The sequence below is a fragment of the Sphingomonas rubra genome (assembly GCF_900115745.1).
Classification (GTDB): Bacteria; Pseudomonadota; Alphaproteobacteria; order Sphingomonadales; family Sphingomonadaceae; genus Sphingomonas; species Sphingomonas rubra.
The window spans coordinates 13,749-38,763 of record NZ_FOXP01000007.1; the positions used below are offsets into that span (position 1 = coordinate 13,749).

At 70.7% G+C, this 25,015-nt stretch carries 25 protein-coding genes, 1 tRNA gene and 1 other annotated feature; of the genes, 11 read left to right on the forward strand and 15 right to left on the reverse strand.

Annotated features, from left to right (window positions below; genetic code table 11):
• Positions 1-91: 91 nt before the first annotated feature.
• The gene (locus BM145_RS09640) at positions 92-547 is read right to left on the reverse strand and encodes a DUF3833 family protein (protein ID WP_093333447.1); all 456 of its coding nucleotides are present in this window, start codon (positions 545-547) and stop codon (positions 92-94) included.
• Between the two features lie 152 nt (positions 548-699).
• Positions 700-755: a sequence feature (sul1 is cis-regulatory element that is thought to sense ions involved in sulfur or methionine metabolism; They are found in Alphaproteobacteria), on the forward strand.
• A gap of 72 nt (positions 756-827) precedes the next feature.
• Here BM145_RS09640 and BM145_RS09645 point away from each other — a divergent pair.
• Positions 828-2,300, forward strand: coding sequence for a SulP family inorganic anion transporter (locus tag BM145_RS09645; protein ID WP_093333448.1), 1,473 nt, complete (start codon positions 828-830; stop codon positions 2,298-2,300).
• Positions 2,301-2,316: 16 nt separating this feature from the next.
• Here BM145_RS09645 and BM145_RS09650 read toward each other — a convergent pair.
• Together BM145_RS09650 and folK are read right to left on the reverse strand one after the other, a co-directional pair.
• Positions 2,317-2,392: transfer RNA gene (locus BM145_RS09650), tRNA-Lys, on the reverse strand.
• A 19-nt stretch (positions 2,393-2,411) separates the two neighbouring features.
• A complete protein-coding gene (gene folK / locus BM145_RS09655) occupies positions 2,412-2,888 on the reverse strand; it encodes a 2-amino-4-hydroxy-6-hydroxymethyldihydropteridine diphosphokinase (RefSeq protein ID WP_093333449.1) in 477 nt (158 codons plus the stop codon).
• 22 nt (positions 2,889-2,910) lie between these two features.
• Here folK and BM145_RS09660 point away from each other — a divergent pair, with 22 nt between their 5' ends.
• Entirely contained in the window at positions 2,911-3,567 is a 657-nt protein-coding gene (locus BM145_RS09660; RefSeq protein WP_093333450.1) for a uracil-DNA glycosylase, read from the forward strand.
• 14 nt (positions 3,568-3,581) lie between these two features.
• On the opposite strand, the gene BM145_RS09665 is transcribed toward BM145_RS09660, so the two are convergent.
• The 11 genes from BM145_RS09665 to coxB all read right to left on the reverse strand — a co-directional run bounded on the left by BM145_RS09665 (position 3,582) and on the right by coxB (position 14,108).
• Positions 3,582-4,454 (reverse strand): RsmD family RNA methyltransferase, encoded by an 873-nt coding sequence (locus tag BM145_RS09665; RefSeq protein WP_093333451.1) that lies wholly within the window; start codon positions 4,452-4,454, stop codon positions 3,582-3,584.
• 10 nt (positions 4,455-4,464) lie between these two features.
• Positions 4,465-5,859 carry a threonine synthase gene (thrC, locus tag BM145_RS09670; protein WP_093333452.1) on the reverse strand — a complete coding sequence of 465 codons (1,395 nt, stop codon included), beginning with the start codon at positions 5,857-5,859 and terminating at the stop codon, positions 4,465-4,467.
• 10 nt (positions 5,860-5,869) lie between these two features.
• Positions 5,870-6,469 carry an SURF1 family cytochrome oxidase biogenesis protein gene (locus tag BM145_RS09675; protein WP_093333453.1) on the reverse strand — a complete coding sequence of 200 codons (600 nt, stop codon included), beginning with the start codon at positions 6,467-6,469 and terminating at the stop codon, positions 5,870-5,872.
• Complete coding sequence (locus BM145_RS09680) at positions 6,466-6,879, reverse strand: DUF983 domain-containing protein (RefSeq protein WP_093333454.1); 414 nt, start codon at positions 6,877-6,879, stop codon at positions 6,466-6,468. The genes BM145_RS09675 and BM145_RS09680 overlap by 4 nt, the downstream gene beginning before the upstream one ends.
• A gap of 21 nt (positions 6,880-6,900) precedes the next feature.
• Positions 6,901-7,812: a cytochrome c oxidase subunit 3 gene (locus BM145_RS09685; protein WP_093333455.1), complete on the reverse strand. Its 912-nt coding sequence runs from the start codon at positions 7,810-7,812 to the stop codon at positions 6,901-6,903.
• A 202-nt stretch (positions 7,813-8,014) separates the two neighbouring features.
• Positions 8,015-8,560 (reverse strand): cytochrome c oxidase assembly protein, encoded by a 546-nt coding sequence (locus BM145_RS09690; RefSeq protein WP_093333456.1) that lies wholly within the window; start codon positions 8,558-8,560, stop codon positions 8,015-8,017.
• Positions 8,560-8,697 (reverse strand): hypothetical protein, encoded by a 138-nt coding sequence (locus BM145_RS16060; protein ID WP_177200155.1) that lies wholly within the window; start codon positions 8,695-8,697, stop codon positions 8,560-8,562. The genes BM145_RS09690 and BM145_RS16060 overlap by 1 nt, the downstream gene beginning before the upstream one ends.
• Positions 8,694-9,608: a heme o synthase gene (locus BM145_RS09695; RefSeq protein ID WP_093333457.1), complete on the reverse strand. Its 915-nt coding sequence runs from the start codon at positions 9,606-9,608 to the stop codon at positions 8,694-8,696. The genes BM145_RS16060 and BM145_RS09695 overlap by 4 nt, the downstream gene beginning before the upstream one ends.
• A gap of 67 nt (positions 9,609-9,675) precedes the next feature.
• On the reverse strand, positions 9,676-11,130 hold the full coding sequence (locus BM145_RS09700; protein ID WP_093333458.1) for a hypothetical protein: 1,455 nt from the start codon (positions 11,128-11,130) through the stop codon (positions 9,676-9,678).
• Positions 11,131-11,245: 115 nt separating this feature from the next.
• Positions 11,246-12,928, reverse strand: a complete 1,683-nt coding sequence (gene ctaD, locus BM145_RS09705; protein WP_093333459.1) for a cytochrome c oxidase subunit I — start codon at positions 12,926-12,928, stop codon at positions 11,246-11,248.
• 1 nt (position 12,929) lies between these two features.
• Complete coding sequence (gene coxB, locus BM145_RS09710) at positions 12,930-14,108, reverse strand: cytochrome c oxidase subunit II (RefSeq protein ID WP_093333626.1); 1,179 nt, start codon at positions 14,106-14,108, stop codon at positions 12,930-12,932.
• Between the two features lie 197 nt (positions 14,109-14,305).
• Between coxB and pyrE the strand changes: the two genes are divergently transcribed.
• The 5 genes from pyrE (at position 14,306) to BM145_RS09735 (ending at position 18,196) form a co-directional block, all read left to right on the forward strand.
• Positions 14,306-14,887, forward strand: a complete 582-nt coding sequence (pyrE, locus tag BM145_RS09715) for an orotate phosphoribosyltransferase (RefSeq protein ID WP_093333627.1) — start codon at positions 14,306-14,308, stop codon at positions 14,885-14,887.
• Complete coding sequence (locus BM145_RS09720) at positions 14,884-15,645, forward strand: pyridoxine 5'-phosphate synthase (RefSeq protein ID WP_093333460.1); 762 nt, start codon at positions 14,884-14,886, stop codon at positions 15,643-15,645. Before pyrE ends, BM145_RS09720 begins: the two co-directional genes overlap by 4 nt.
• A 144-nt stretch (positions 15,646-15,789) precedes the next feature.
• A complete protein-coding gene (gene acpS, locus BM145_RS09725; protein ID WP_093333461.1) occupies positions 15,790-16,200 on the forward strand; it encodes a holo-ACP synthase in 411 nt (136 codons plus the stop codon).
• A 5-nt stretch (positions 16,201-16,205) separates the two neighbouring features.
• Positions 16,206-17,141 carry a signal peptidase I gene (gene lepB / locus BM145_RS09730; RefSeq protein ID WP_093333462.1) on the forward strand — a complete coding sequence of 312 codons (936 nt, stop codon included), beginning with the start codon at positions 16,206-16,208 and terminating at the stop codon, positions 17,139-17,141.
• Positions 17,141-18,196 (forward strand): AI-2E family transporter, encoded by a 1,056-nt coding sequence (locus BM145_RS09735; RefSeq protein WP_093333628.1) that lies wholly within the window; start codon positions 17,141-17,143, stop codon positions 18,194-18,196. The genes lepB and BM145_RS09735 overlap by 1 nt, the downstream gene beginning before the upstream one ends.
• Before the next feature lie 202 nt (positions 18,197-18,398).
• Here BM145_RS09735 and ubiG read toward each other — a convergent pair whose 3' ends face one another.
• A complete protein-coding gene (gene ubiG / locus BM145_RS09740) occupies positions 18,399-19,142 on the reverse strand; it encodes a bifunctional 2-polyprenyl-6-hydroxyphenol methylase/3-demethylubiquinol 3-O-methyltransferase UbiG (RefSeq protein ID WP_093333463.1) in 744 nt (247 codons plus the stop codon).
• Positions 19,143-19,195: 53 nt separating this feature from the next.
• Here ubiG and BM145_RS09745 point away from each other — a divergent pair, with 53 nt between their 5' ends.
• The 4 genes from BM145_RS09745 (at position 19,196) to BM145_RS09760 (ending at position 25,011) form a co-directional block, all read left to right on the forward strand.
• A complete protein-coding gene (locus BM145_RS09745) occupies positions 19,196-20,449 on the forward strand; it encodes an aspartate kinase (RefSeq protein WP_093333464.1) in 1,254 nt (417 codons plus the stop codon).
• Positions 20,450-20,568: 119 nt separating this feature from the next.
• Positions 20,569-23,091 carry a PhoX family protein gene (locus BM145_RS09750; RefSeq protein ID WP_093333465.1) on the forward strand — a complete coding sequence of 841 codons (2,523 nt, stop codon included), beginning with the start codon at positions 20,569-20,571 and terminating at the stop codon, positions 23,089-23,091.
• Positions 23,092-23,230: 139 nt separating this feature from the next.
• On the forward strand, positions 23,231-24,217 hold the full coding sequence (locus BM145_RS09755; protein ID WP_093333629.1) for an NAD(P)H-dependent flavin oxidoreductase: 987 nt from the start codon (positions 23,231-23,233) through the stop codon (positions 24,215-24,217).
• 68 nt (positions 24,218-24,285) lie between these two features.
• Complete coding sequence (locus BM145_RS09760; protein ID WP_143090152.1) at positions 24,286-25,011, forward strand: hypothetical protein; 726 nt, start codon at positions 24,286-24,288, stop codon at positions 25,009-25,011.
• The last annotated feature ends 4 nt before the right edge of the window (positions 25,012-25,015 follow it).

Consider the following 25,015-nt stretch of genomic DNA (forward strand, 5'->3'; position numbering starts at 1 on the left):
CTCCTACAGCCCTCTCCCAACTGGGCCCCGGCCTTCGCCGGGGTGAGAAAGGCTTGGAACCGCGTCCTCTTTGCTGAATGTCGATCCGTCCTTAGTCGATCCTGGTGATGCGCTCCTCCAGCGTCGCGACGGTGACGCCGAAGCGCTTGGCTTGCAGGTGGTTCGCCGCCGAGCGCCCGTCGGCGGCCAGCGTCAGCCATTGCTGGACGCGAAAGCCGTCCGTGCTGGTGAAGCGCAGGTGGAGGCGCGGCCCCTCGACATCGCCGATCACGGGGCCGCGGGCGTCGGTGAGCGTTCCCTGATACCGGGTCGGCGACAGCCGGCGCAGGCGCCACTGGCGGGTGCGCGGCGGTTTGCTTCCCTCGCGCACCGTCTGGTCGAGCACCAGCGTGCCGTCCGCCTCGACCCGCCCGACGCCGCGGACGGCGATGGGCGTGCGGGCGCGGAACACGACCTTCAGCTGCCCTTCGCCCCGCGTCTGGCCAGCGAAGAAGCGGAACGGATCGAAGTCGGGTGCGGTGGCGGCGAGCAGCAGGGCGGTCAGCATGCGGCCACAACGCGCGTCGCGGCGGATCGGTCAAGCGGGGGCCTGCAAGGCGAGTCCTCCGTCGGCATGACGGAAGCGGCGGGGGCGGGCAGGCTCCCGCCGCTCGGAAAAGTTGTGCCGGCGGCCGTTCGGCGGTAGCAGGCGCGCATTCGTCAGGACCCGGTGCGAACCCGGGTGGCTATTCCGGCCGCCGATCCGCCGGACAACGCGACAGGCATCCCATCCCTTCCGCCGCGCCACCCGCGGCCGCCGCGCGATGCCTCGTGAACACGAGTGTCCCATGAACGCCTCCTCTTTCTCCCGTTACCGTGCCGAGTGGTTCACCGGCGCGGCCGGTGCCCGGCGCGAGGTGCTGGCCGGCATGGTCGGCACCTTCGCGCTGATCCCGGAAGTGATCGCCTTCTCCTTCGTCGCCGGCATCGATCCGGAGGTCGGACTGTTCGCGTCGTTCGTGATCGGCATCGTCATCGCGGTCGCGGGCGGGCGCCCGGCGATGATCTCGGGCGCGGCGGGATCGGTCGCGCTGGTCGCGGCGGCCCTGGTCCACGCGCACGGGCTGCCCTATCTGCTCGCCGCGACGATCCTGGCCGGGCTGTTCCAGATCGCGTTCGGGCTGGCGCGGCTGGACGTGCTGATGCGCTTCGTGTCGCGATCGGTGCGGACCGGCTTCGTCAACGCGCTCGCCATCCTGATCTTCTCCGCGCAGGTGCCGCAGATGATCGGCGTGACGTGGCACAGCTACGCGATGATCGCGCTGGGGCTTGCCATCATCTACCTGCTGCCGCGGATCACGACCGCCATCCCGTCGCCGCTGATCTGCATCCTGGTGCTGACCGCGATCAGCGTCGCGGTGCCGATGCCGCTGCCGGTCGTCGCCGATCTCGGCCGGCTGCCCGATGCGTTGCCGACGGCGGCGTGGCCGGGCGTGCCGCTGGCGTGGAGCACGCTGGCGATCGTCGCGCCCTATGCCCTGGCGATGGCGGCGGTGGGGCTGCTCGAATCGATGATGACGGCGCGCGTCGTCGACGACCTGACCGAGACGACCAGTTCCAAGGCGCGCGAATGTACCGGCCTGGGCCTCGCCAACGCGGCGGCCGGGCTGTTCGGCGGCATCGCCGGCTGCGGCATGATCGGGCAGACGGTGGGCAACGTGCGCTATGGCGGGCGCGGACGGCTGTCGACGCTGGTGGCGGGCGTGTTCCTGCTGATCGTCATGGTGCCGCTGCGCCCCTGGATCGCGCAGGTGCCGGTGGCGGCGCTGGTCGCGGTGATGGTGATGGTGTCGATCAGCACCTTTTCCTGGGGATCGCTGCGCGACCTGGGCCGCCATCCCAAGGTGTCGGGCGTGGTGATGCTGGCGACGGTGGCGGTCACCGTCGCCACCCGCGACCTGTCCGCCGGCGTCGCGGTGGGCGTGCTGCTGAGCGGCGTGTTCTTCGCCTTCAAGGTCACGCGGCTGATGGACGTGCGCGTCGACTATGACGCGGCGACGGACACGCGGCTCTACACCGTGTCCGGGCAGATCTTCTTCGCCAGCGCGGAGATCTTCGCCGACCGGTTCGACCGGCGCGACACCGCCGCGGCGGCCCGGATCGACCTCACCGAGGCGCATCTGTGGGATATCACCGCGGTCGGCGCGCTGGAGGAGGTCGTCTCCACCCTGCGCCGCCACGGCATCGCGGTGGAGGTCGTCGGGCTGAACCGGGCGAGCGCGGTGCTGGTCGACCGGCACGCGCCGCTGCTGCGGGACTGATCGGGGGCGGGGGCGATGGTGGGTCCGCCGGGGCTCGAACCCGGGACCTCTCGATTAAAAGTCGCTTGCTCTACCGACTGAGCTACGGACCCACGTGTCGCTGGCGGGGGACTAGGTGCGGGGGCGGCGGCGGTCAACCTCGGTGAGCAGTTGGCGCACGGTACGGCCGCTATCAGGATCGCGCCAGCCGGGCGCGATCTCGGCGAGCGGGGCGAGCACGAAACGGCGCCGATGCCACTCGCGATGCGGGATCGTCAGCGCCCGCGTGGCGTGGCGACCGCCCGACCACAGCACGATGTCGAGATCGATCGGGCGCGCGCCCCAGCGGCGGCCGGGGCGGCGGCCGAGCGCGCGCTCGATCCGCTTCAGCCGCGCGAGCAGCACCGGCGGCGGCTCGTCGCTCTCGATCAGCGCGGCGGCGTTGGCGAAGCGGCGGATCGAGGGGCCGAGCGGCGGCGTCTCGATCGTCGACGAGGCGGCGACCACCCCGCCGATCCGGTCGAGCGCCAGTGCGATCGCGGCGGCCGGGCGGCCGTGGCGGGTCGGGCGGTTGGCGCCGAGCGCGATCGCGTAGGTTGTGGTCCCCATCGCGCCCCCTTACGCGGGCACGATGGCCTTTCCACCCTGCGTGCTGCCCCGGACCGAGCCGCCGCGCGATTGCCCGCTATGTCCCCGCCTGGTCGCGTTCCGCGAGCAACTGCGCGCCGAGCATCCCGACTGGTGGAACGCGCCGGTGCCCGCCTGGGGCGATCCCGCGGCGTGGCTGGCGGTGGTGGGGCTCGCGCCCGGCAAGCACGGGGCGAACCGCACGGGGCGGCCCTTCACCGGCGATTTCGCGGGCGAGCTGCTCTACGCGACGCTGCTGAAGTTCGGGCTGGCGACCGGCACGTTCCGGGCGACCCCCGACGACGACCTGCAATTGCACGGCGCGGCGATCGTCAACGGCGTGCGCTGCCTGCCGCCCGCCAACAAGCCGACGCCCGAGGAGATCAGGACGTGCCGCCCGTTCCTGGCGGCGCCGCTCGCAGGGCTGGGGCAGGTGCGCGTGCTGATCGCGCTGGGGCAGATCGCGCACGACACCGCGCTGCGCACGCTGGGCGTCGCGCCGAGCCGCGCCAAGTTCGGGCATCTGGCCGAGCATGTGCTGCCCGACGGACGGGTGCTGATCGATAGCTATCACTGCTCGCGCTACAACCAGAACACCGGCCGGCTGACCGCGCCGATGTTCGAGGCGGTGTTCGCGCGGGCGGTGGCGTTGCGAGGGTAGAGGCCGGCGGCCGATCAGTTCCGCGACCAGCGCGCCCAGATGGCGGTGGGCAATGTCAGCCCGCGGGCTTCCTCGCGGACGCCGAGTTCGCCCGCCTCGACCCGGCCGGGCAGGTCGGCGAACGCCTGGGCCAGCATCTCGCCGATCGCCAGCGCCGACATGCGGACGGCGTAGACGGTGAGGAACAGGAAGCGCGATCGATCGTCCAGGAGGCGGCGGCAGTCGCCGATCAGCATGGGCAACTGTTCCTCCAGCCGCCACACCTCGCCCTCCGGACCCCGGCCGTATTTGGGCGGATCGAGCAGGATGCCGTCGTAGCGGCGACCCCGGCGCACCTCGCGCGCGACGAACTTGGCGGCGTCCTCGACGATCCAGCGTACCGGCTTGTCCGCCATGTTCGACAGCACGGCGTTGGCGCGCGCCGCCTCGACCGATTTCTTGGACGCGTCGACATGGACCATGCGCGCGCCCTTCGCCGCCAGCGCGAGCGTGCCGACGCCGGTATAGCCGAACAGGTTGAGGCATTCGGGTGCGTCGAGGCCGGCGATCCGCCCGCGCATCCAGCCCCATACCGGTGCCATGTCGGGGAAGAAGCCGAGGTGGCGGAAAGGGGTGGTCTGCGCCTGGAAGGCGACATCGTCCCAGCGCAGGCGCCAGCCCTCACGCGGGACGGGATCGGCGAAATGCCACTGGCCGCCGCCGTCCTCGTCGCGGCCGGGGACGAATTCGCCCGCGGCGCGCCAGTCATCGGTGGCGGGCGCCCACAGCGCCTGCGGCTCGGGCCGGACGAAGCGGTAGCGGCCGTAGCGTTCGAGCTTGCGGCCGTTGCCCGAATCGACGAGGCCGTAATCGGCCCAGGGCTCGCCGATCAGCGTGTCGAGCTTCATGCGGTCACCCTTACGCGGACGGGGTGGCGTGCTCGGCGACGTAGCCGCCGATCGCCTCCAGCGTCGCGGGCAGGGTGACGAAACGCTCCTCGCGCTCGAACAGGTCGCCGACGCGCGCGGGCAGGGCGGGGCGGACGCCGGTGGCGCGCTCCACCGCGTCGACGAACTTGGCGGGGTGCGCCGTCGCGAGCGTCACCACCGGGGCGTCGCCGCCCAGCCGGCGCGCGGCGGCGAGGGCGATGGCGGTGTGCGGGTCGATGACCTGCCCCGCTTCCTCGCACGCGCGGCGCATGGCGACGGCCATGTCGTCGGGCTCGACGCGCATGCTGGTCAGCAGACCGGCGGCGCCCTGCGACTGTGCGTTGGTGAGCCGCATCGCGCCCGATGCCTCGAACCTGGCCATCTGCGCCGCCAGCGCCGCGCCGTCGCGCCCGCCGAGATCGAACAACAGCCGCTCGAAATTGGAGGAGACCTGGATGTCCATCGACGGCGTCGCCGTCTGCTGCACGGTCCCGCGTGAATAATCGCCCGTCGACAGCGCGCGGTGGAGGATGTCGTTGACGTTGGTCGCGACGACGAGCTTCGCCACCGGCAGGCCCATCCGCGCGGCGACGTAGCCGGCGAACACGTCGCCGAAATTGCCCGTCGGCACCGAGAAAGCGATGCTGCGGCCGGGCGCGCCGAGGCGGACGGCGGCGTAGAAATAGTAAACGACCTGCGCGAGCAGGCGCGCCCAGTTGATCGAGTTGACCGCCGACAGGGCGTAGCGATCGGCGAGCGTCCGGTCGGCGAACATCGCCTTCACCAGCGCCTGCGCCTGATCGAAATCGCCCCCAATCGCGATGTTGTGGACGTTGGGGGCGAGCACCGTCGTCATCTGGCGGCGCTGCACCTCCGACACGCGACCCGCGGGGTGGAGCATGAAGATGTCGACCCCCGCGCGCCACGCGACCGCGTCGATCGCCGCCGATCCGGTGTCGCCGCTGGTCGCGCCGACGATCGTCAGGTGCTTGTCCGTGCCGCCCAGGAACCGCTCGAACAACAGGCCGAGCAGTTGCAGCGCCACGTCCTTGAAGGCGAGGGTGGGGCCGTGGAACAGCTCCAACAGCCACTGGTCGTGATCGAGCTGGACGAGCGGGGTGACGGCGGCGTGGTGGAAGCGGCCGTAGGCGGCCTCGCACAGGGCGAGCAGTTCGCCATGGTCGAGCGCGTCGCCGACGAAGGGCAGCATGACGCGGGCGGCGGTTTCCGGATAGGACAGGCCGGCGAGGGCGGCGATCTCGTCATGCGAGAAGCGCGGCCATTCCTCGGGCAGGTAGAGTCCGCCGTCGGCGGCGAGGCCGGTCAGCGTCGCGGCACGGAAATCGAGAACGGGCGCCTGCCCACGGGTGCTGACGTAGCGCATGGAGGCCGCGTTAGCGGCGGCGGCGCGCGACCGCCAGCACGTAGATGATGGCGGCGACCGCGGCGAAGAAGAACCACTGCCCCGCATAGGCAAGGTGGTTGTTGGGCACCGCGTCGACATCGGGCGCGGGATTGGGCTGAAGCCCGGCGGCGGGGGGGCTCGCCACCAGCATCAGCCGTGGCGGCGCGGGATCGAGCGCGGCGCCGATCAGCGACTGGCCGGTCGGTGCATGGGCGAGATGCCCGACGACCGGCCCGCCGGCCCAGCGCGGATGCGCGTTGGGATCGCGGGTGGTGCCGAGTTGTACCGCCAGCGCAGGCTGGTCGCCGGCCGGGGGGCACTCGGCGATGGCGCGATATCCCGATGCCCCGGCCCCGGCCAAGCGGATCGACGTCGGCGCGGGGCAGACGGCCGAGGCGCGCCGGAACAGCAGCGCCTCGTCGGCGTCGCGCGGAAAGGCGATGACGGGCTTGGCCGGGTTGGTCGCCAGCTGGACGAGGAACGCTTCCTTGCGGGGCAGCCGGTCGAGCAGCTGCCACAGGCCGAGCGCGATCATCGTCGCGACCGCCAGCGTCACCACGATCGTGGAGATGATGGGGATGCGCCTCATGCGGACAGGTCGCCGGTGGGGCGGATGCGACCCTCGCGCGCGGCGTTGCGGACCTCGGCGGCCATCAGCGCGGCCTTGGCGAAGCGGAGCGACCCGACGACGCCGGCGGCGGTGACCGGTATCCAGATCGCCATGTGCACCCACAAGGGCGGGCCGACCGCGAGTTCGAGCCAGATGGCGAGGGCGACGACGATCGTGCCGATGACGAGGGTGAGGAACGCCGCGGGACCGTCGCCGACATTGTAGCGGTCGAAGTCCAGCCCGCAGGCGGAGCAGCGCGGGGCGAAGCGGATCGCTCCCGCGAACAGCGAGGGGCAGCCGCAGCGTGGGCAGAGACCCTTCAGCGCGGCCTGCAAAAGAGAAGGCGCGACGAAGGGGGTGCCCTCCGCCGCGCCGTTCGGGTTGGTCATGCCGGTGCGATCAGCCCGCGATCAACCACCGTGAACCGGCGCGCCCCAGCCGCCCCAGACGTAGACGGTGACGAACAGGAACAACCACACCACGTCGACGAAGTGCCAGTACCAGGCGGCCGCCTCGAAGCCGAAATGCTGCCTGGGGGTGAAGTCGCCCTTGTAGGCGCGGATCAGGCAGACGATCAGGAAGATCGTGCCGACCAGTACGTGGAAGCCGTGAAAGCCCGTCGCCATGAAGAAGGCGGCGCCGTAGTTCAGCCCCTTGAAGGGGAAGGGGGCGTGCGCGTACTCGTACGCCTGGATGGCGCTGAACAGCACGCCCAGGATCACCGTCAGCCACAGACCCTTCAACACACCGTCGCGGTTGCCGACGCCGATCAGGCCCCACAGGCCGGTCTTCTCGCCGCCGCGCTGGTCGTGGATCAGCGCGTGGTGCGCCCAGGTGACGGTGGTGCCGGATGTAAGCAGGATCAGCGTGTTGAGGAGCGGCAGCTCGAACGCGTTGATGACCGTCAGCCCCTTGGGCGGCCATGTCGCGGTGCCCGCGGCGGCGGCGTCGACCGCGCGCTCGACGATGCCGTCGACCACGCTCATCGCGGTGGGGAACAGCGAGAAGTCGAAAAAGGCCCAAAACCAGCCGACGAAGAACATGACTTCCGAGGCGATGAACAGGATCATGCCGTAGCGGAAATGGAGCTGGACGACGGGGGTGTGATCGCCGTTGTACGCCTCGCGGATCACCTTGGCCCACCAGCTGTACATGCCGAACAGCACCGCCACGGTGCCGGCGATCAGCACCCAGCCGCCGCCCGGCGCCTCCTTCATGTACATCAGCCCGCCGATCGCCATCAGCAGCGCCGCCATGGACGTGTAGAACGGCATGATGTCGGGTGGCAGGATGTGATAGTCGTGGTTCTTGGCGCCGGCCATCGTCGCTTCCCTGTTTGCTCTTGGGCGCCTGCTCTAGGACGGATGCGCGGGAGCGGCAATAAGGCGTGTGCCTTCAAACCTCCGCCACGCCGGGCCCTTCGGCGAAGCTCAGGAGAGCCTTGTCCCGGGGGCCAGGGTCAAGCAGCGCTGGTTCTGGTGGCTCTGGATGCCAGGACGAGCCCGGCATGACGGGGGAACGCGATCAGGCGCCCCGGTCCGCCTTGCCCTCGGCATCGCTGGGATAGAAGGTGTAGGACAGGGTGATCGTCTGGATGTCGGCGGCGTCGCTGTCGGCCAGCATCTTGGGGTCGACGTAGAATATCACCGGCATCCGCACCGTCTCGCCCGGCTGCAGCGTCTGCTGGGTGAAGCAGAAGCACTGGATCTTGGTGAAATACTTGCCCGCCTGCGCCGGCGTGACGTTGAAGGTGGCGGTGCCGGTGAGGGGCTTGTTCGACGTGTTGGTGGCGGTGAAGAACGCCATGTCGCGCGCGCCGACCGCGACCGTGTCCGACGGATGTTCGGGCGCGAACTTCCAGGCCAGTTTCGGACTGACGTTGGCGTCGAAATCGACCCGGACCTGTCGATCCGTCGCTCCGGGGGCGGCGAGACCGCGCTGGGTGGTGCCGTTGAGGCCGGTGACCTGGCAGAACATGCGGTAGAGCGGCACGCTGGCCCAGGCGAGCCCGGTCATGAAGCAGATGCCGACGACCGCCAGGATCGCCGTCCGGCGCGCGCCGCCGGCCATCAGTGCTGCATCCCGAGCTGGATCTTGGCGATCGAGATGCCGAAGATCAGCAGCACGAGCGCGCCAAGCAGCAGCGCCACGACCAGCGCGCGGGAGCGCTGGCGCCGACGGATCAGGTCCTGTTCCTCCGGCGTCATGCGAGCACCCAGCGATCGGCGACCAGCGCGCCGAAGATCACGAACAGGTAGAGGATCGAGTAGCTGAACAAGCGCTTCTCCGGAGTCATGCGATCGTCGGCGCCCGTGGTGCGGGTCGCCACCCGCACCGCCAGCGCGCCGAACACCGCGGTGGTGACGATCGCCGTCCAGCCATAGATGGGGCCGGTGAGGCCGAGGGGCCAGGGCAGCACCGCGGCGAGCGCCATGGGAATGGTGTAGAGGCCGATCTGCGTCCGCGTCACCCGCTCGCCTGCCACCACGGGCAGCATCGGTACGCCGGCATTGGCGTAATCGGTCTTCACGAACAGCGCGAGCGCCCAGAAATGCGGCGGCGTCCACAGGAAGACGAGCATGAACATCAGGAACGGCAGCAACGCGACGTCTCCGGTCGCCGCCGCCCAGCCGATCAGCGGCGGAAAGGCGCCGGCCGCACCGCCGATCACGATGTTCTGCGGCGTGCGGCGCTTCAGCCAGACGGTGTAGACGAGGACGTAGAACAGGATCGACACCGTCAGGATCGCGGCGGCGGCGACGTTCACCGCCAGTCCCATCAGGATCACCGAGAAGGCGGATAGGCCGATGCCGAAATGGAGCGCCGCCTGGCGGTCCATCCGTCCGGCGGGAAGCGGGCGCTTCTGCGTGCGGCGCATCACCGCGTCGATATCCGCCTCGTACCACTGGTTGAGCGCGCCCGCGGCACCGGCGCCGAGCGCGATACACAGGATGGCGGTGAAGCCGAGCACCGGGTGGATCGTGTGGCCGTTGACGGGGGGCGCGGCGAGCATCCCGCACAGGCCGGTGAAGACGACCAGCGTCATCACCCGCGGCTTGGTCAGCGCCAGGAAATCGCGCCAGTCGGCGGGGGGCAGGAGCGGGGTGGCAGCGGTCATGATGGCGAGCGGTGCTATACGCGTTCGCGGCGGTCAGCGGAAGCGCCCGCGGAAAAACGACCGCCGATCAGGGGGATCGGCGGCGTACGTGAACGACCGCCGTGGCATCCGCGTACGCGCGTCGCCAGCGCGGATCGGCGTCGAGCATCGTGACGATCCGGTTGCCGGGCGGCAGGATCGTCCAGCCGAACCGCCAGCGCCGCTCCGCTGCTCGCCATCGACGGCGGTCACCGGCAGCGATGCGGAAGTAATCGATGCTGAAATCGTCGCCGTACATGTCCGATCGGCCGTCGATGTACGGGCGGATGCCGGCCAGAATCAGCGCGCCGCCGAAGCTGTACTCGTTGAACACGGCTCGAGTACGCAGGGCGGGCGGCAGCGCGGCGATGGCGCTGGTCGGCACGCCCTCGCTGTCGGTGCGCTCGACCGGCACGGCGAGGCGCGCCGCCGCGAGGCCGAGGGCGATGACGATCGCGACTCCGATCGCCGCTCGGTCGCCGCGCCCGACCGGTCGGGATCGCGCGGCCGTCGCGCCGGTCCACGCGCGGCCGATCGGCTCGGCCAGGATCAGCGTCGCCAGGATCGCGAACACCGTGACCTGCCGCATGTGCTGGAGCGCGAGGTGCAGCACGCCGAGCAGCAGCAGCAGGCGGATCGGCGGAACCCGCGTCGGCCTGACCAGCAGAACGAACAGGCCGGTGAGGAGGAGCAGCTCGAACGGGCCCGGCTGCGCGAAGTCGACGGGGCGCCATTCCTGGATATAGGGCAGCAGCGCCAATCGGCTGACGTAGAGCGGGTAGAACAGGCCGTGGATGCCGCTCGGCGTGAGCAGCGCCGCGCCCGTGCTCGTGAGGCCGAAGCCGGCCCATCGCCGTACCACCAGCCATCGACGCCGGGTCGGAGCGTCGATCAGCGCCTCGAGCGCGAAGGCGCCCGCCAGCACCAGGCCGAGCAGGAAGCTGCCATGCGCGTTGGCCCAGACGAGCATCAGCGCCGCCCAGCCAGGCGACGGCGCGCGATCCTGCGCGCGGGCACGGAGCAGCAGCACGACCCAGCCGGCGAGCAGCGGCAGGGCCAGCACGTGCGGGCGGGCGATCAGCGTGTTGCCCAGCGCCATTCCGAGCAGCGCGAGCGCGGCAAGGATCGCGGGGCCGCCGAGCCAGCGTCGCAGATGAAGGCCGGTGATGACGAGCAGCGCGGCGAAAGCGGCGGCGGTCAGCGCGATCAGCCCGCTCCACCCGCCGGCGCGCCACGCGACGAACATCGCCACGTCGGAGAGCCACTCGTGCGCGACCCAGAAGCGCCCGCGCGCGGTGAAGGAGAACGGGTCGGTGGTCGGCACCTGGCCGTGCGCGACGATCCAGCGGCCCGTCGCCAGGTGCCAGCCGGTGTCGCCGTCCATCAGCATGAGCGGCGCGTTCAGCGCGTAGCCGAGGCCGAGCAGCGCGACGATCAGCACCACGATCAGCGCGTCGTCGAGCCCTGTGGGCGTTTGCCGCGTCGTCCTGTGCACGCCGTCCATCCCGTCCGGATAGCGGCGACGTGGTTAACGGAGCGTCAGCGGCGGGTTCCCCAACGAGAAACGCCCCGGTGGTGAGCCGGGGCGTTTCGGGTAGGTCGAACCGGAACGTTCGCGATCAGTGGTCGCGACCGCCGTCGATGACGGGCAGCGTCTCGAACTGGTGGAACGGCGGCGGCGAGGACAGGGTCCACTCCAGCGTGGTGGCGCCTTCGCCCCAGGGATTGTCGCCGGCCTTCTTGCCCGCGATCAGCGACCAGACCAGGTTGACGAAGAAGATCGCCATGCCCGCGGCCATGATCATGTAGCCGACGCTCGCCACCGTGTTCCAATGCTCATAGGCATCGGGATAGTCCGGGTAGCGACGCGGCATGCCCTGCAGGCCCAGGAAGTGCATCGGGAAGAACATCACGTTCACGCCGACGAAGAACACCCAGAAGTGCAGCTGGCCGAGGAACTCCGAGTACATCTTCCCCGACATCTTCGGGAACCAGTAGTAGAAGCCCGCGAACAGCGAGAACACCGCGCCGAGCGACAGCACGTAGTGGAAGTGCGCGACGACGTAGTAGGTGTCCTGCATGTAATCGTCGATGCCGCCATTGGCGAGCACCACGCCGGTGACGCCGCCGACGGTGAACATGAAGATGAAACCGATCGCCCAGACCATCGGCGTGGGGAAGCGCATGGAGCCGCCCCACATGGTCGCGATCCACGAGAAGATCTTGATGCCGGTGGGCACCGCGATGACCATGGTGGCGGCGGTGAAGTACATCTTGGTGTTCACCGACAGGCCGGTGGTGAACATGTGGTGCGCCCACACGACGAAGCCGACCACGCCGATCGCGACCATGGCGTAGGCCATGCCGAGATAGCCGAAGACGGGCTTGCGGCTGAACGTCGCGATGATCTGGCTGACGATGCCGAAGCCCGGCAGGATCATGATGTACACTTCGGGGTGGCCGAAGAACCAGAACAGATGCTGATACAGGATCGGATCGCCGCCGCCGGCCGGATCGAAGAAGGTGGTGCCGAAGTTGCGATCCGTCAGCAGCATGGTGATCGCTGCGGCGAGCACCGGCAGCGCGAGCAGCAGCAGGAAGGCGGTGACCAGCACCGACCACACGAACAGCGGCATCTTGTGCAGCGTCATGCCCGGCGCGCGCATGTTGAAGATGGTGGTGATGAAGTTGATCGCGCCCAGGATCGACGAGGCACCCGCGAGGTGGAGCGACAGGATCGCCATGTCCGTCGACGGCCCCGGCTCGCCATAGGTCGACAGCGGCGCGTAGAGCGTCCAGCCATTGCCCGCGCCGCCGAAGAAGGGCGAGGCGAGGAGCAGCGTGAAGGCGGGGATTAGCAGCCAGAAGCTGATGTTGTTCATCCGCGGGAAGGCCATGTCCGGCGCGCCGATCATGATCGGCACGAACCAGTTGCCGAAGCCGCCGATCATCGCCGGCATCACCATGAAGAACACCATGATGAGGCCGTGCGCGGTGATGAGCACGTTCCACAGGTGGAGCGACTCGTCGAACGACGCCTCGCCCCCGTGGAGCATCGACGCCCAGCCTTGCAGATACTGGATGCCGGGATGCGCCAGTTCGGCGCGCATCAGGCCCGACACGGCGCCGCCGATGATCCCCGCGCAGATGGCGAAGATCAGGTAAAGGGTGCCGATGTCCTTGTGGTTGGTGGACATGAACCAGCGCGCGAAGAACGCCGGCTTGTGGTCTGCGTCGTGGTGATGGGCATGGTCGTGCCCGTGCGCCTGGAACGCGGAGGGGTGGAGGGCGGTGTCTGTCATCTTACTGTCCAGCGTTGCCGGCACCGGCCGGGTTCTGCGTCGCACCCTGGGGCGTGGCGGGGGTGGTGGCGGTGGCCGGGTTCGGGCCGGCGGGCGGCGCCTTGTAGTCGGTGGCGGGCTCGGTCGGGTTGCTGTCGGCACCCGGCTGCGGGATCACCTTGTTCGACGCCTGGCCGGCGGCGGGCATGGTGCCGCCCTTGGCCGCGACCCAGGCGGCGAACTGGGGCGCCGGGACGGCTTGGACGGCGATGGGCATGTAGGCGTGGCGTGCGCCGCAAAGTTCGGAGCACTGGCCGAAATAGAGGCCGGGCTTCTCAATCGTGAAGCTGGTCTCGTTCAGGCGGCCGGGCACCGCGTCCAGCTTGATCCAGAAGGCGGGCACGGCCCAGCTGTGGATCACGTCGTTGGAGGTGGTGATGAGCCGGATCGGCACGCCCACCGGCAGCACGATGCGGTTGTCGGTGGCGAGCAGGCGCGGGCCGTCCGCGTCGGTGCGGGCACGCTCGCCGGCGGCGACCTCGTTGCGCTCCTTCAGCATGTTGGCGGTGATCTCGAACCCGCCATGATCGGGATATTGGTAGGTCCAATACCACTGGTTGCCGATCGCCTTCAGCGTGACGGCGCCGACGGGCGCGGGCTTGAACTGCGCCTGGAGCAGGCCGATCGAGGGCACCGCGATCAGCACCAGGATGACCACCGGCAGCAGCGTCCACAGCACCTCGATCAGCGTGTTGTGGCTGGTCTTGGAGGGGATCGCGTTGGCGCTGGCGCGGTAGCGCATCACCACCCAGACGAGCAGGGCGAGCACGAACAGCGAGATGATGGTGATGACCGGGAACAGCACGACGTTGTGCATCCAGTGCGCGAACTCGCCGTTCTTGGTCACCTGGGTCTGCAGGCCGAACACGCCGTCCTGCGGGTGGCCGACCAGCGGATCGATCCGGACCGCGGGGGCGCCGTCCTGCGCCAGCAGCGGGCTGGCCGGGGCGGCGGCGGGCGTCGCGCCGGCGGTGGTCGGCGCGATGTTGGAGACGCCGCCGGGCTCGGCCGCGGCCTGCGGCGCGGGAGAGGCCACGGCGCCGACGGGGGCGGGCGCCGCCGCGTGCCCCGCGACCGAACTGAGGCCGGCGAGCGCAAGCCCCGCTGCCATCGCGATCGATTTGAACCCGTGTCTCCGCATTCCCGTCGTCACCCCGTTATTGTCGGCGAGGACCACGCCTCCCGCCTGTTTGGGCATGGCCTATACGCGGCAGGGTGCCCGGCCTCAAGCGCCGGGTCGTGCGATTCTTGGGGACGGGTTGCCTTGCATTGCCGCGGGCGGCGACGGCGCCTATCAGGCCGCCGTTCCGCCGTGGAAGAGCAAGCATGACCGAGCAGATGAGCGAGGCGGACGTCCTCGCCGAATTCCGTGCCGCCGACGCTCTGCTGGAGGGGCATTTCGTGCTCTCCTCGGGCCTGCACAGCCCCCGCTACCTCCAGTGCGCGCGGGTGCTGATGGACCCCAGGCGCGGCGCGCGGCTGGCCGAAGCGCTGGCCGCGCGGCTGCCCGCCGCGGTGCGCGGGCAGGTGACGGCGGTGGTCTCGCCGGCGATGGGCGGTGTGATCGCCGGGCAGGAGATGGCGCGCGCACTGGGCGTGGAGGCGATGTTCCTGGAACGGCCGACCGGCGTGTTCGAGTTGCGCCGCGGTTTCCGCCTGGTCGCCGGCCAGCGCGTGCTGATGATGGAGGACGTGGTGACCACCGGGCTCAGTTCCCGCGAGGCGATCGCCGCGATCGCGGCGGCGGGCGGCGAGACGGTGGCGGCGGCGGCGCTGGTCGACCGGTCGAACGGCGCCGCCGATCTGGGCGTACCGTTCTTTCCGCTGATCCGCCTGGACGTGCCGAGCTATCCCGCCGACGCGCTGCCGGCGGAGTTGGCGGCGATCCCCGCGACCAAGCCGGGGAGCCGCGCGGCGTGACCGGCCCACAAGCGCGGGGCGATCGGCTGCGGCTGGGCGTCAACATCGATCACGTCGCCACCGTCCGCAACGCGCGCGGCGCCGGCTATCCCGACCCGGTGCGCGCGGCCAGGCTGGCGGCGGAGGCGGGGGCGGACGGCATCACCGCGCACCTGCGCGAGGATCGCCGCCACATCACCGACGACGACATCGCGCGGCTGTCCGCGGAACTGACGGTGCCGCTCAACCTGGAGATGGCGGCGACCGACGAGATGCTGGCGATCGCGCTGCGCCACCGGCCGCACGCGGCGTGCATCGTGCCCGAGAAGCGCGAGGAACGCACCACCGAGGGCGGGCTCGACGCCGCCGGGCAGCACAACGTGCTCGCGCCCATGGTCGCCGAGCTGGGCGCGGCGCGGGTGCGCGTGTCGCTGTTCATCGAACCCGATCCGGCGCAGATCGAGGCGGCGATCCGCCTCGGCGCGCCGGTAGTGGAGCTGCACACCGGCCGCTACGCCGAGCTGGGCGGCACGCAGGACGCCGAGTTGCGCGCCGAGGAGTTGCGCCGCCTGGCCGACGCCGCCGCGCTCGCCGCCAAGAACGGGATCGAGGTGCATGCGGGGCACGGGCTGACCTACGACAATGTCGGACCGGTGGCGGCGATCCCGCAACTGCGCGAGCTCAACATCGGGCATTTCCTGGTCGGCGAGGCGCTGTTCGTCGGGCTGCCGGAGGCGGTGCGACGGATGCGCGAGGCGATGGACGCGGCGCGTGGGTAACGTCCTTCATACCTCCCTGGCACGGGGAGGGGGCCCGCGCCCGCAGGGCGTGGTGGAGGGGCAACCCGGAGCGACGGCGCTGCTTGGCTGCCCCTCCACCAGCCTGCGGCTGGTCCTCCTCCCCGTGCCGGGGAGGTATGGCGCATGATCCTCGGCCTCGGCTCCGACCTGTGCAATATCGAGCGCATCCGCGCCTCGCTCGACCGGTTCGGCGAGCGGTTCGAGACCCGCGTGTTCACCGACGCGGAGCGCGCGCGGGCGGCCAGACGGCCGTTCACCAAGGCGGGCACGCTGGCCAAGCGGTTCGCCGCCAAGGAGGCGTTCTCCAAGGCGGTGGGCACCGGCTTCAACCAGGGCGTGTTCATGCGCGACATCGGCGTGGTCAACGCCCCTTCCGGCGCGCCGACGCTGGCGCTGACCGGCGGCGCCGCGGCGCGGCTTGACGCGCTGGTGCCGGCGGGCCACGTCGCCCGTATCCACCTGACCTTGACCGACGATCATCCCTGGGCACAGGCCTTGGTGGTGATCGAGGCGATCCCGGACCCGAGCAGTTGAAGGACATGGGCTTGAGCGCAACACCCGACGACCACGCGGTCGTCACCGCCGATCGCAAGGCGCCGCCCGCGAAGAAGACCACCGACTGGTGGGGCGAGATCAAGGGCGTGTTCTGGCTGGTCCTGATCGTGCTCGGCTTCCACAGCTTCATCGCCAAGCCGTTCTACATCCCGTCGGAATCGATGCTGCCGGGCCTGCGCGTCGGCGACCGGCTGGTGGTGTCCAAATTCGCCTATGGCTGGTCCTACGTCTCGCCGACGATCCCCGATCCGGTCGCGATTTTCCGCTCGCTGGTGCTGCGCGAGCCCGGCATCGACAGCTGGAGCGTGCAGCTGCCCTTCATCCACGGGCGGCTGCTCGGCTCGCTGCCGACGCGCGGCGACGTGGTGATCGTCACCTCGCCGGGCACGCATACCGACTATATCAAGCGCGTCATCGGCCTGCCCGGCGACCGGTTGCAGGTGAGGGGCGGCGTCGTGTTCCTCAACGGCCGCGCGCTGCCGCGCGGGCCGGTGCACGACACGCTGATCCCGGTCGACGCGAACAGCCCCTGCTCGCCGGTCGACTATCCGGGGGCGCGGCAGATGGTGAACGGGCAGCAGGTCTGCCGCCTGCCGACGGTCACCGAGACGATGCCCAACGGTCGCCGCTACGAGACGATCGAGCTCGGCTGGAGCCCCGGCGACGATTACGGGCCGGTGACCATCCCCGCGGACCACGTGTTCCTGATGGGCGACAATCGCGACCGTTCCGCCGACAGCCGCTACTCGCTGGGCGAGATGGGGCTGGGCGGCCCGGTGCCGTACGAGAATCTGGGCGGGCGTGCCGAGTTCGTGACGTTCAGCGTCGACGGCGAGGCGACGTGGAACCCGCTGACCTGGTGGGGATCGCTGCGCGGCGGCCGCGCGGGCACCTCGCTCCACCCGGCGACGACGGACTGATGGCGGACGCGGCGTCGCCGGTGGTCGAGGCGGCGCCGGCCGAGGTGCGCGATCCCGCCATCCGCGCCGAGGTCCGGCGCGCGGCCATCTGGATCGGCATGGCGGTGGCGGTGGCGCTGGTGGTGCTGCTCGTCAGGCCGCTCCTCATCATCTTCTTCGCGATCGTCATCGCCGCGATGCTCGACGGCGGCGTCCGGCTGCTCGGCCGGGTGCTGCCGATCGCGCGCGGCTGGCGGCTGCTGATCGTCGTGGTCGGCGTGGTCGCCTTCCTGCTCGGCACCTTCTACCTGACGGGCGTGCAGGTCGCCGCGCAGGTGACGCAGCTGCGATCGACGCTGGAGGCGCAGGCGGCGGCGGTCAGCGGCTGGCTGACCGATCAGGGGCTGATGCCGGGCACGTCCGACCTGAAGGGGCTGGCGCAGCAGGCGCTGGGCTCGCTCGGCCGGCTGTCCGGCTGGGTCGGGACGGCGGCGGGCGCGATCACCAACATGTTCATGATCCTGGTGCTCGGCCTGTTCCTGGCGATGGACCCGCAGGTGTACGAGCGCGGGCTGCAATGGCTGGTGCCCCGCCGCGCGCGGCCCGAGTTCGCGGAAACGCTGAACCGGATGGGGGCGACGCTGCGCCGCCTGCTGGCCGGGCGGCTGCTCGGCATGGCGGTGGAGGGCGTGTTCACCGCGGCCGCCCTGTGGGTAGGCGGCGTGCCGATGGCGCTGCTGCTCGGCATCCTGTCCGGCATCCTCGCCTTCATCCCTAATATCGGCGCGTTCGTGACCGGCGTGCTGATGGTCGCGGTGGGGTTCAGCGCGGGGAGCGACACGGGCTGGTGGGCGGTCGCCACCTACGTGATCGTGCAGGGGATCGACGGGTACGTGATCGCGCCGATCGTCGCCAAGCGCACCGTCGACATGCCGCCGGCGCTGACGCTGGGAATGCAGATCCTGGCGGGCACGCTGTTCGGCATCCTGGGCCTGGCGCTCGCCGATCCGTTCACCGCCATGACCAAGACGGCATTGCAGCGCGCGTCGGAGCGCAACGAGGCAGAGGATGGTTAGCCTAGCGCATGACGACTTTACATAGAACCGTTCGTGCTGATGAGGCTCTTCGACTGCCTGCAAGGCAGGCGCTCAGGAGAGTCATTGAGCTTGTCGAAATGCCGTCTCGAAGCACATGTCCTTCGAGACGAGGCTTCGACTTTGCTCAGCCTCTCCTCAGGACGAACGGCAATGGGACGACCAGGGGTGATCGAGTTCGAACCTAGGCCGGCACGGCGGTGAGGATGTAGTCGAGCGCCAGCGACGGCCCCAGCGTGAAGCCGGTCGCGGGCGAGAAGGCGATGCCCGTCACGTCGCGCACGCCCAGTCCCTCGCTGGCCAGCAGCACCGTCAGCTCCTCGGGCGTCAGGAAGCGCTCCCAATCGTGGGTGCCGCGCGGGATCAGGCCGGTCGCCTCCGCCGCGCCGACCAGCGCGAGGCGGGACAGCGCGGTGCGGTTGGGTGTCGAGAGGATCAGCATGCCGCCGGGCGCCACCGCCTCGGCCAGGCCGCGGACGAAGGCGCCGCGGTCGCCGACATGCTCGATCACCTCCAGGCAGGTGACGAGGTCGAAGCGCTCGCCGTCCAGATCCTCGACCGAGCCGGCGCGATAGTCGATGGAAAGGCCGCCCGCCTGCGCATGGGCGGCGGCGGCGGCGGCGTTCTCCGGCGCGGCGTCGAGGCCGGTGACGGCAGCGCCCAGCCGGGCGAGCGGCTCGGCGAGCAGGCCGGCGCCGCAGCCGACGTCGAGCGCGCGCCGCCCCGCGAGCGGCGCGAAGCCGGCCGCGTCCGCGCCCCAGTGCGCGTCCACCGCCGCGCGGATGTAGCGCAGCCGCACCGGGTTGAGCCGGTGGAGCATCGCCGACGATCCCTTCGGATCCCACCAGTCGGCCGCCATCTTGCCGAAATGCGCCGCCTCCGCCGCGACGATGGTGGTGGGCCGGTCCGGTGTGCTTGTCAGGGTCATGCGCGCTTCCTATCAGGGCCGCCGGTTGCCCCCAAGGAGATAAAAGCTCGACCATGGCGCGGATCGTGATGAAGTTCGGCGGCACGTCGATGGCCGGGATCGAGCGCATCCGCAGCGTCGCCGCGCGGGTCAAGCGCGAGGTGGCGGCGGGCAACCAGGTGGCGGTGGTCGTCTCGGCGATGGCGGGCGAGACCGACCGGCTGGTCGGCTTCTGTCGCGAGGCGTCGCCGCTCTACGACCCGCGCGAGTACGACGTGGTGGTGTCGGCGGGCGAGCAGGTGACCAGCGGGCTGCTCGCGATCGCGTTGCAGGCGGTCGGCGTGCCGGCGCGGTCGTGGCTCGGCTGGCAGCTGCCGATCCACACCTCCGACGTCTTCTCGCGCGCGCGGATCGGCGAGATCGACACCGCCGCGCTCGACGCGAGCCTCGCGAAGGGCGAGGTGGCGGTGATCCCCGGCTTTCAGGGGGTGGCCGAGGGCGGTCGCATCACCACGCTCGGCCGCGGCGGATCGGACACGTCGGCGGTGGCGGTGGCGGCGGCGATGAAGGCGGAGCGCTGCGACATCTACACCGATGTCGACGGCGTCTACACCACCGATCCCCGCATCGTGCCGCGCGCGCGCAAGCTGGCGCGGGTGACGTACGAGGAGATGCTGGAGCTCGCCTCGGTCGGGGCCAAGGTGCTCCAGACCCGCTCGGTCGGCCTGGCGATGAAGGAGGGGGTGCGCGTGCAGGTGCTGTCCTCCTTCACCGGAGAAGACGCGCCGATGGCCGACACGTTGCCCGGCACCATGATCGTCGGCGAAGAGGAGATCACGATGGAACGGCAGCTGATTACCGGCATTGCCCATGACAAGAACGAGGCCAAGATCACGCTGACCAACGTGCCGGACAAGCCGGGCGCGGTGGCGGCGATCTTCGCGCCGCTCGCCGAGGCCGGGATCAACGTGGACATGATCGTCCAGAACGTCGCCCACTCGACCGGGTCGACCGACGTGACGTTCACGGTGCCGGGCGCCGACCTGCCGCGCAGCCTGGACGTGCTGGGCCAGGCGCGCGAGGCGATCGGGTTCGAGAAGCTGGTCCACGACACGCGCGTCGCCAAGATCTCGGTGGTGGGTGTCGGCATGCGCAGCCACGCGGGTGTCGCCTCGACGATGTTCACCACGCTGGGCGAGCGGGGGATCAACATCCTCGCCATCACCACCAGCGAGATCAAGGTGAGCGTGCTGATCGAGGAGGATTATACCGAGCTGGCGGTGCGGGTGCTGCACACCGCCTACGGCCTGGATGCCGAGGCGGCGTGAGGGCCGTCATCGCCCCGTCATTCCAGTGACATGACGGCGTCGCGTATCTGAAATCGCGGCGCCGCATTTCGCGGCCACACGGCTCCCCGACACGAACGGCCTTTCCGGGGGGAGCCAGCATGACCATCGACACCAGTTACGACGACGGCGACATCGATACCAACCGCTCGGGCGGCGCGCACCTGAACGACCTGGTCGCCGAGCGCTACTCGCGGCGGCAGACGCTGATGGGTGGCATCTCAGCGATGGCGACGGCTGTGTTCGGCGGCGCGCTGCTCACCGCCTGCGGCAACGACGAGGACGAGGGGGCGGGCGGCCCCCTGACCGTCACCGCCACCGCCTCGGGCGCGACCAGCGCGGGGCGGGTGGTGACGCTGACCGGGACGGTATCCGGCGCCACGCCCGACAGCATCGCCTGGACGCAGGACAGCGGCCCGGCGGTGGTGCTGAACAACGCGCAGAGCAGCGTCGCGACCTTCGTCGCGCCCGCGGTGGCGGCGGCGACCGTGCTGACCTTCCGCTTCGCCGCGCGCGCCGGCGACCTGTCCGCCGCGTCGGCCAACGTGTCGGTGACGATCGGTGCGCCGATGCTGGGCTTCACCGCGGTCGCCAAGAGCCTGGCGGACACGGTGGCGGTGCCCGCGGGCTACTCGGTAGCGGTGCTCTACCGGCTGGGCGACCCGATCGCGGCCGGCGTCGGCGCCTATGCCAACAACGGCACGGACGGCAATTTCGCGCAGCGCGCGGGCGATCACCACGACGGCATGACCTATTTCGGCCTCGCCGCGGCCGGCAACGCGCCCGACCCGACCAACAGCAGTCGCGGCCTGCTCGCGCTCAACCACGAGAACATCACCGAGGTCTATCTCCACCCGAACGGCCCGTCCAATTTCACGGCCGCCGGTCCCCGGCCGGAGGCGGAGGCGTTGAAGGAGATCGAGGCGCACGGCGTGTCGGTGATCGAGGTCAATCGCGCGGGCACCAGCGGTGCGTGGAGCTACGCCCCCACCGCCGCGCTCAACCGCCGCGTCACACCCAACACGCCGATGAGCTTCAGCGGGCCGGTGCGCGGCGATCCGTCCTTGCGCACCGCCTATTCGCCCGACGGCACGACCGGCCGCGGCACGATCAACAACTGCGCCAACGGTACGATGCCGTGGCACACCTACCTGACCAACGAGGAGAACTGGGCCGGCTATTTCCGTCGCGACGCCGGCGACCTCGCCGTGCGCGCCGCGACGGGGCAGGCGCGTCAGAATGAGTCGCTGCGCCGCTACGGCATCGGCGAAGGACGAGCGGGCAATTATTTCTGGAGCACGGTGCGGCCCTCCAATCCGGCCGACACGCGGTTCCGCCGCTGGAACGCGACCGCGACGACGGGGGTCGCCGCCGACGCCGATTTCCGCAACGAGCCGTTCCAGTTCGGCTGGGTGGTGGAGATCGATCCGTTCGACCCCGCCTCCGTGCCCCGCAAGCGCACCGCGCTTGGCCGGATGAACCACGAGGGCTGCGAGATCGGCCGCACCGTGCCGGGCGTGCGCCCCGCCTTCTACATGGGCGACGACGCGCAGAACGAGTATATCTACAAGTTCGTGTCGGACGCGGTGTGGTCGGCGGCCGACGCGACGCGCACCGACCGGCTGGCGGTGGGGGACAAGTATCTCGACCGCGGCACGCTCTACGTCGCGCGCTTCGACGCGACCGGGCGCGGCCAGTGGCTGCCGCTGGTGTTCGGGCAGGGGCCGCTGACCGCCGCCAACGGTTTCACCAGCCAAGCCGACGTACTCATCAACGCGCGCCTCGCCGGCGACGCGCTGGGTGCGACGCGGATGGATCGCCCGGAATGGACCGCCGTTAACCCGGCGACCGGCGAGATGTACTGCACGCTGACCAACAACACGTCGCGCACCCCCGCCACCGCCGATGCGGCCAATCCGCGCGCCTATGTCGATCCCAAGCTGCCGCAGGGCGACGTCGTTAACGCTGATCCGCCGACCAGCGCCCAGGCGACGCGCGGCAACGCCAATGGCCATGTCATCCGCATCCGCGAGGCAGGCGACACGTCGGAAGCGATCAGCTTCGCCTGGGACATCTACGCCTTCGGCGCGGGGGCGGACCTCAACGCGCAGAACATCAATCTGTCGGGGCTCGACGCGAGCAACGACTTCTCGTCGCCGGACGGGCTGTGGTTCGGCCTGCCGTCCAACGCGTCGGGCCAGGTCACGCCGGTGATGTGGATCCAGACGGACGACGGCGCCTATACCGACGTCACCAACTGCATGATGCTGGCCGCGATCCCCGGCATGACGGGGGACGGTGGCGCCCGCACCGTCAACAACACGCTGACCACCGCGGCCAACGCCACCACCACCAGCCAGGTGAACACGCTGGTGGGCAAGGCGCCGGGCGCGACGCTGCGCCGGTTCCTGGTCGGGCCGAAACAGTGCGAGATCACCGGCATCCACTCGACGCCCGATGGCCGGTCGCTGTTCGTCAACATCCAGCATCCCGGCGAGAGCGGTTCGATCGCCAACCTGACCAGCAACTGGCCCGCCAACCAGGGCGGCGCGGCGGCGGGGCAGCGGCCAAGGTCGGCGACCATCGTCATCACCCGCGACGACGGCGGCGTGGTCGGCCTCTGAGGGCACGCTTGCCGCGGGCGGCGGAGGGAGGCATGGGCAGGCGATGACCGATACGCTCGCCGCCTCCTCGCCCGCCCACGACACCGGCGCCCACGACAGCGGCGCCCACGACAGCGGCGCCGCGCGCCTCCAGCGGCGCATGGCGCGCGGCGCCGCGTTCCTCGGCAGCGAGGTGGCGGTGATGGCGGGCGCCATGTCCTGGGTGTCGGAGCGCAACCTGGTCGCGGCGATGTCCAACGCGGGCGGTTTCGGCGTGATCGCCTGCGGGGCGATGACGGTGGAGCTGCTCGACCGCGAGATCGAGGCGACCAAGGCGCTGACCAGCAGGCCGTTCGGCGTCAACCTCATCACCATGCACCCCGACCTGATGGCGCTGATCGAGGTGTGCGGCCGCCACGGCGTCGGCCACGTCGTGCTGGCGGGCGGGCTGCCGCCGAAGGGATCGCTGGAGGCGATCAAGGCGACGGGCGCCAAGGTGATCTGCTTCGCCCCCGCGCTCAGCCTGGCGAAGAAGCTGATCCGATCGGGCGTCGACGCGCTGGTGATCGAGGGGATGGAGGCGGGCGGGCATATCGGCCCGGTTTCCACATCCGTGCTGGCGCAGGAGATGCTGCCGACGATCGCCGAACAGGTGCCGGTGTTCGTCGCCGGCGGCATCGGCCGGGGCGAGGCGATCGCCGGTTACCTGGACATGGGTGCCGCCGGCGTGCAGCTCGGCACCCGCTTCGTCTGCGCGACCGAATCGATCGCGCATCCCAACTTCAAGCGCGCCTTTATCCGCGCGTCCGCGCGCGACGCGGTCGCCTCCGTGCAGATCGACCCGCGGCTGCCGGTGATCCCGGTACGCGCGCTGAAGAACGCGGGCGGCGAGCTGTTCACCGCCAAGCAGCGCGAGGTCGCCGGGCGGCTGGACGAGGCGGCGGTGGCGATGGCGGAGGCGCAGCTGGAGATCGAGCATTACTGGGCCGGGGCGCTGCGCCGCGCGGTGATCGACGGCGACGTCGAGCATGGCAGCGTGATGGCGGGCCAGTCGGTCGGCATGGTGACCAGGGAGGAGCCGCTGGCCGACATCCTGGCCGAACTGATGGCGGAGGCCGCCGGCGCGCTGGAGAAGCGCGGCGCCTGACGCGCGTGGTTACCCGGCGTTAACGTTCGCCGTGCGATGGCCCGATCACCGGGGGTGAAAGGGTTCCAATGCGTCGCGTATCCGCGTTCCTGCTACCGGCCGTCCTCGCCGTCGGCTGCACTCCCAAGCCCGTCGCGGTCGCCGTGGAGGCGCCGCCGCCCCCGGTCGCGCCGCCCGCGCCGGCGATGCCCGCGGGCGGCGTGCCGGGCATGGTCATCCCCGCCCGCACGCTGGACGGCGGCTGGCCGACGCCGGGGCGCGCGCTCTCCGCGGACGGCACGGTGTGGCACCTGCGCGCCGCGCTCAACGTCGCGGCGCTGGTCTGCCGCGAAGGCGGGCAGGGCGAGGCGGTGGTCGGCGCCTACAATGCGATGCTGACGGGTCGTAAGGCGGCGCTGGGCGCGGCCGAGCAGCGGTACGCGGCCGAGTGGCGCGCGCTCGACCCGGCGGAGTGGCAGGATCGGTACGACGACGCGATGACGCGCGCGTACAATTTCTACGGGCAGTCCTTCGCGCGGCCGGGCTTCTGCGCGGCGGCGGCGCAGACGCTGACCGACATGGCGGTGCTGCCCGACGAGCAATTGTCCGCCTTCGCCGCCGAGCGGCTGCCGACGCTCGACCGGCCGTTCGCCGACTTCTTCACCGCCTATGCCGCGTGGCGCGACGGGGCGACGGCGCAGCCGGCGACCGCGGTGGCGCGCGTCGTGCCGGCCGGGCCGGTGCAGGTGAGCGTCGCCGTGCCGGCCGCCAAGCCGTGGCTGGGCATCGATCCGGCGGTGTACCGGATGCCCTGATATC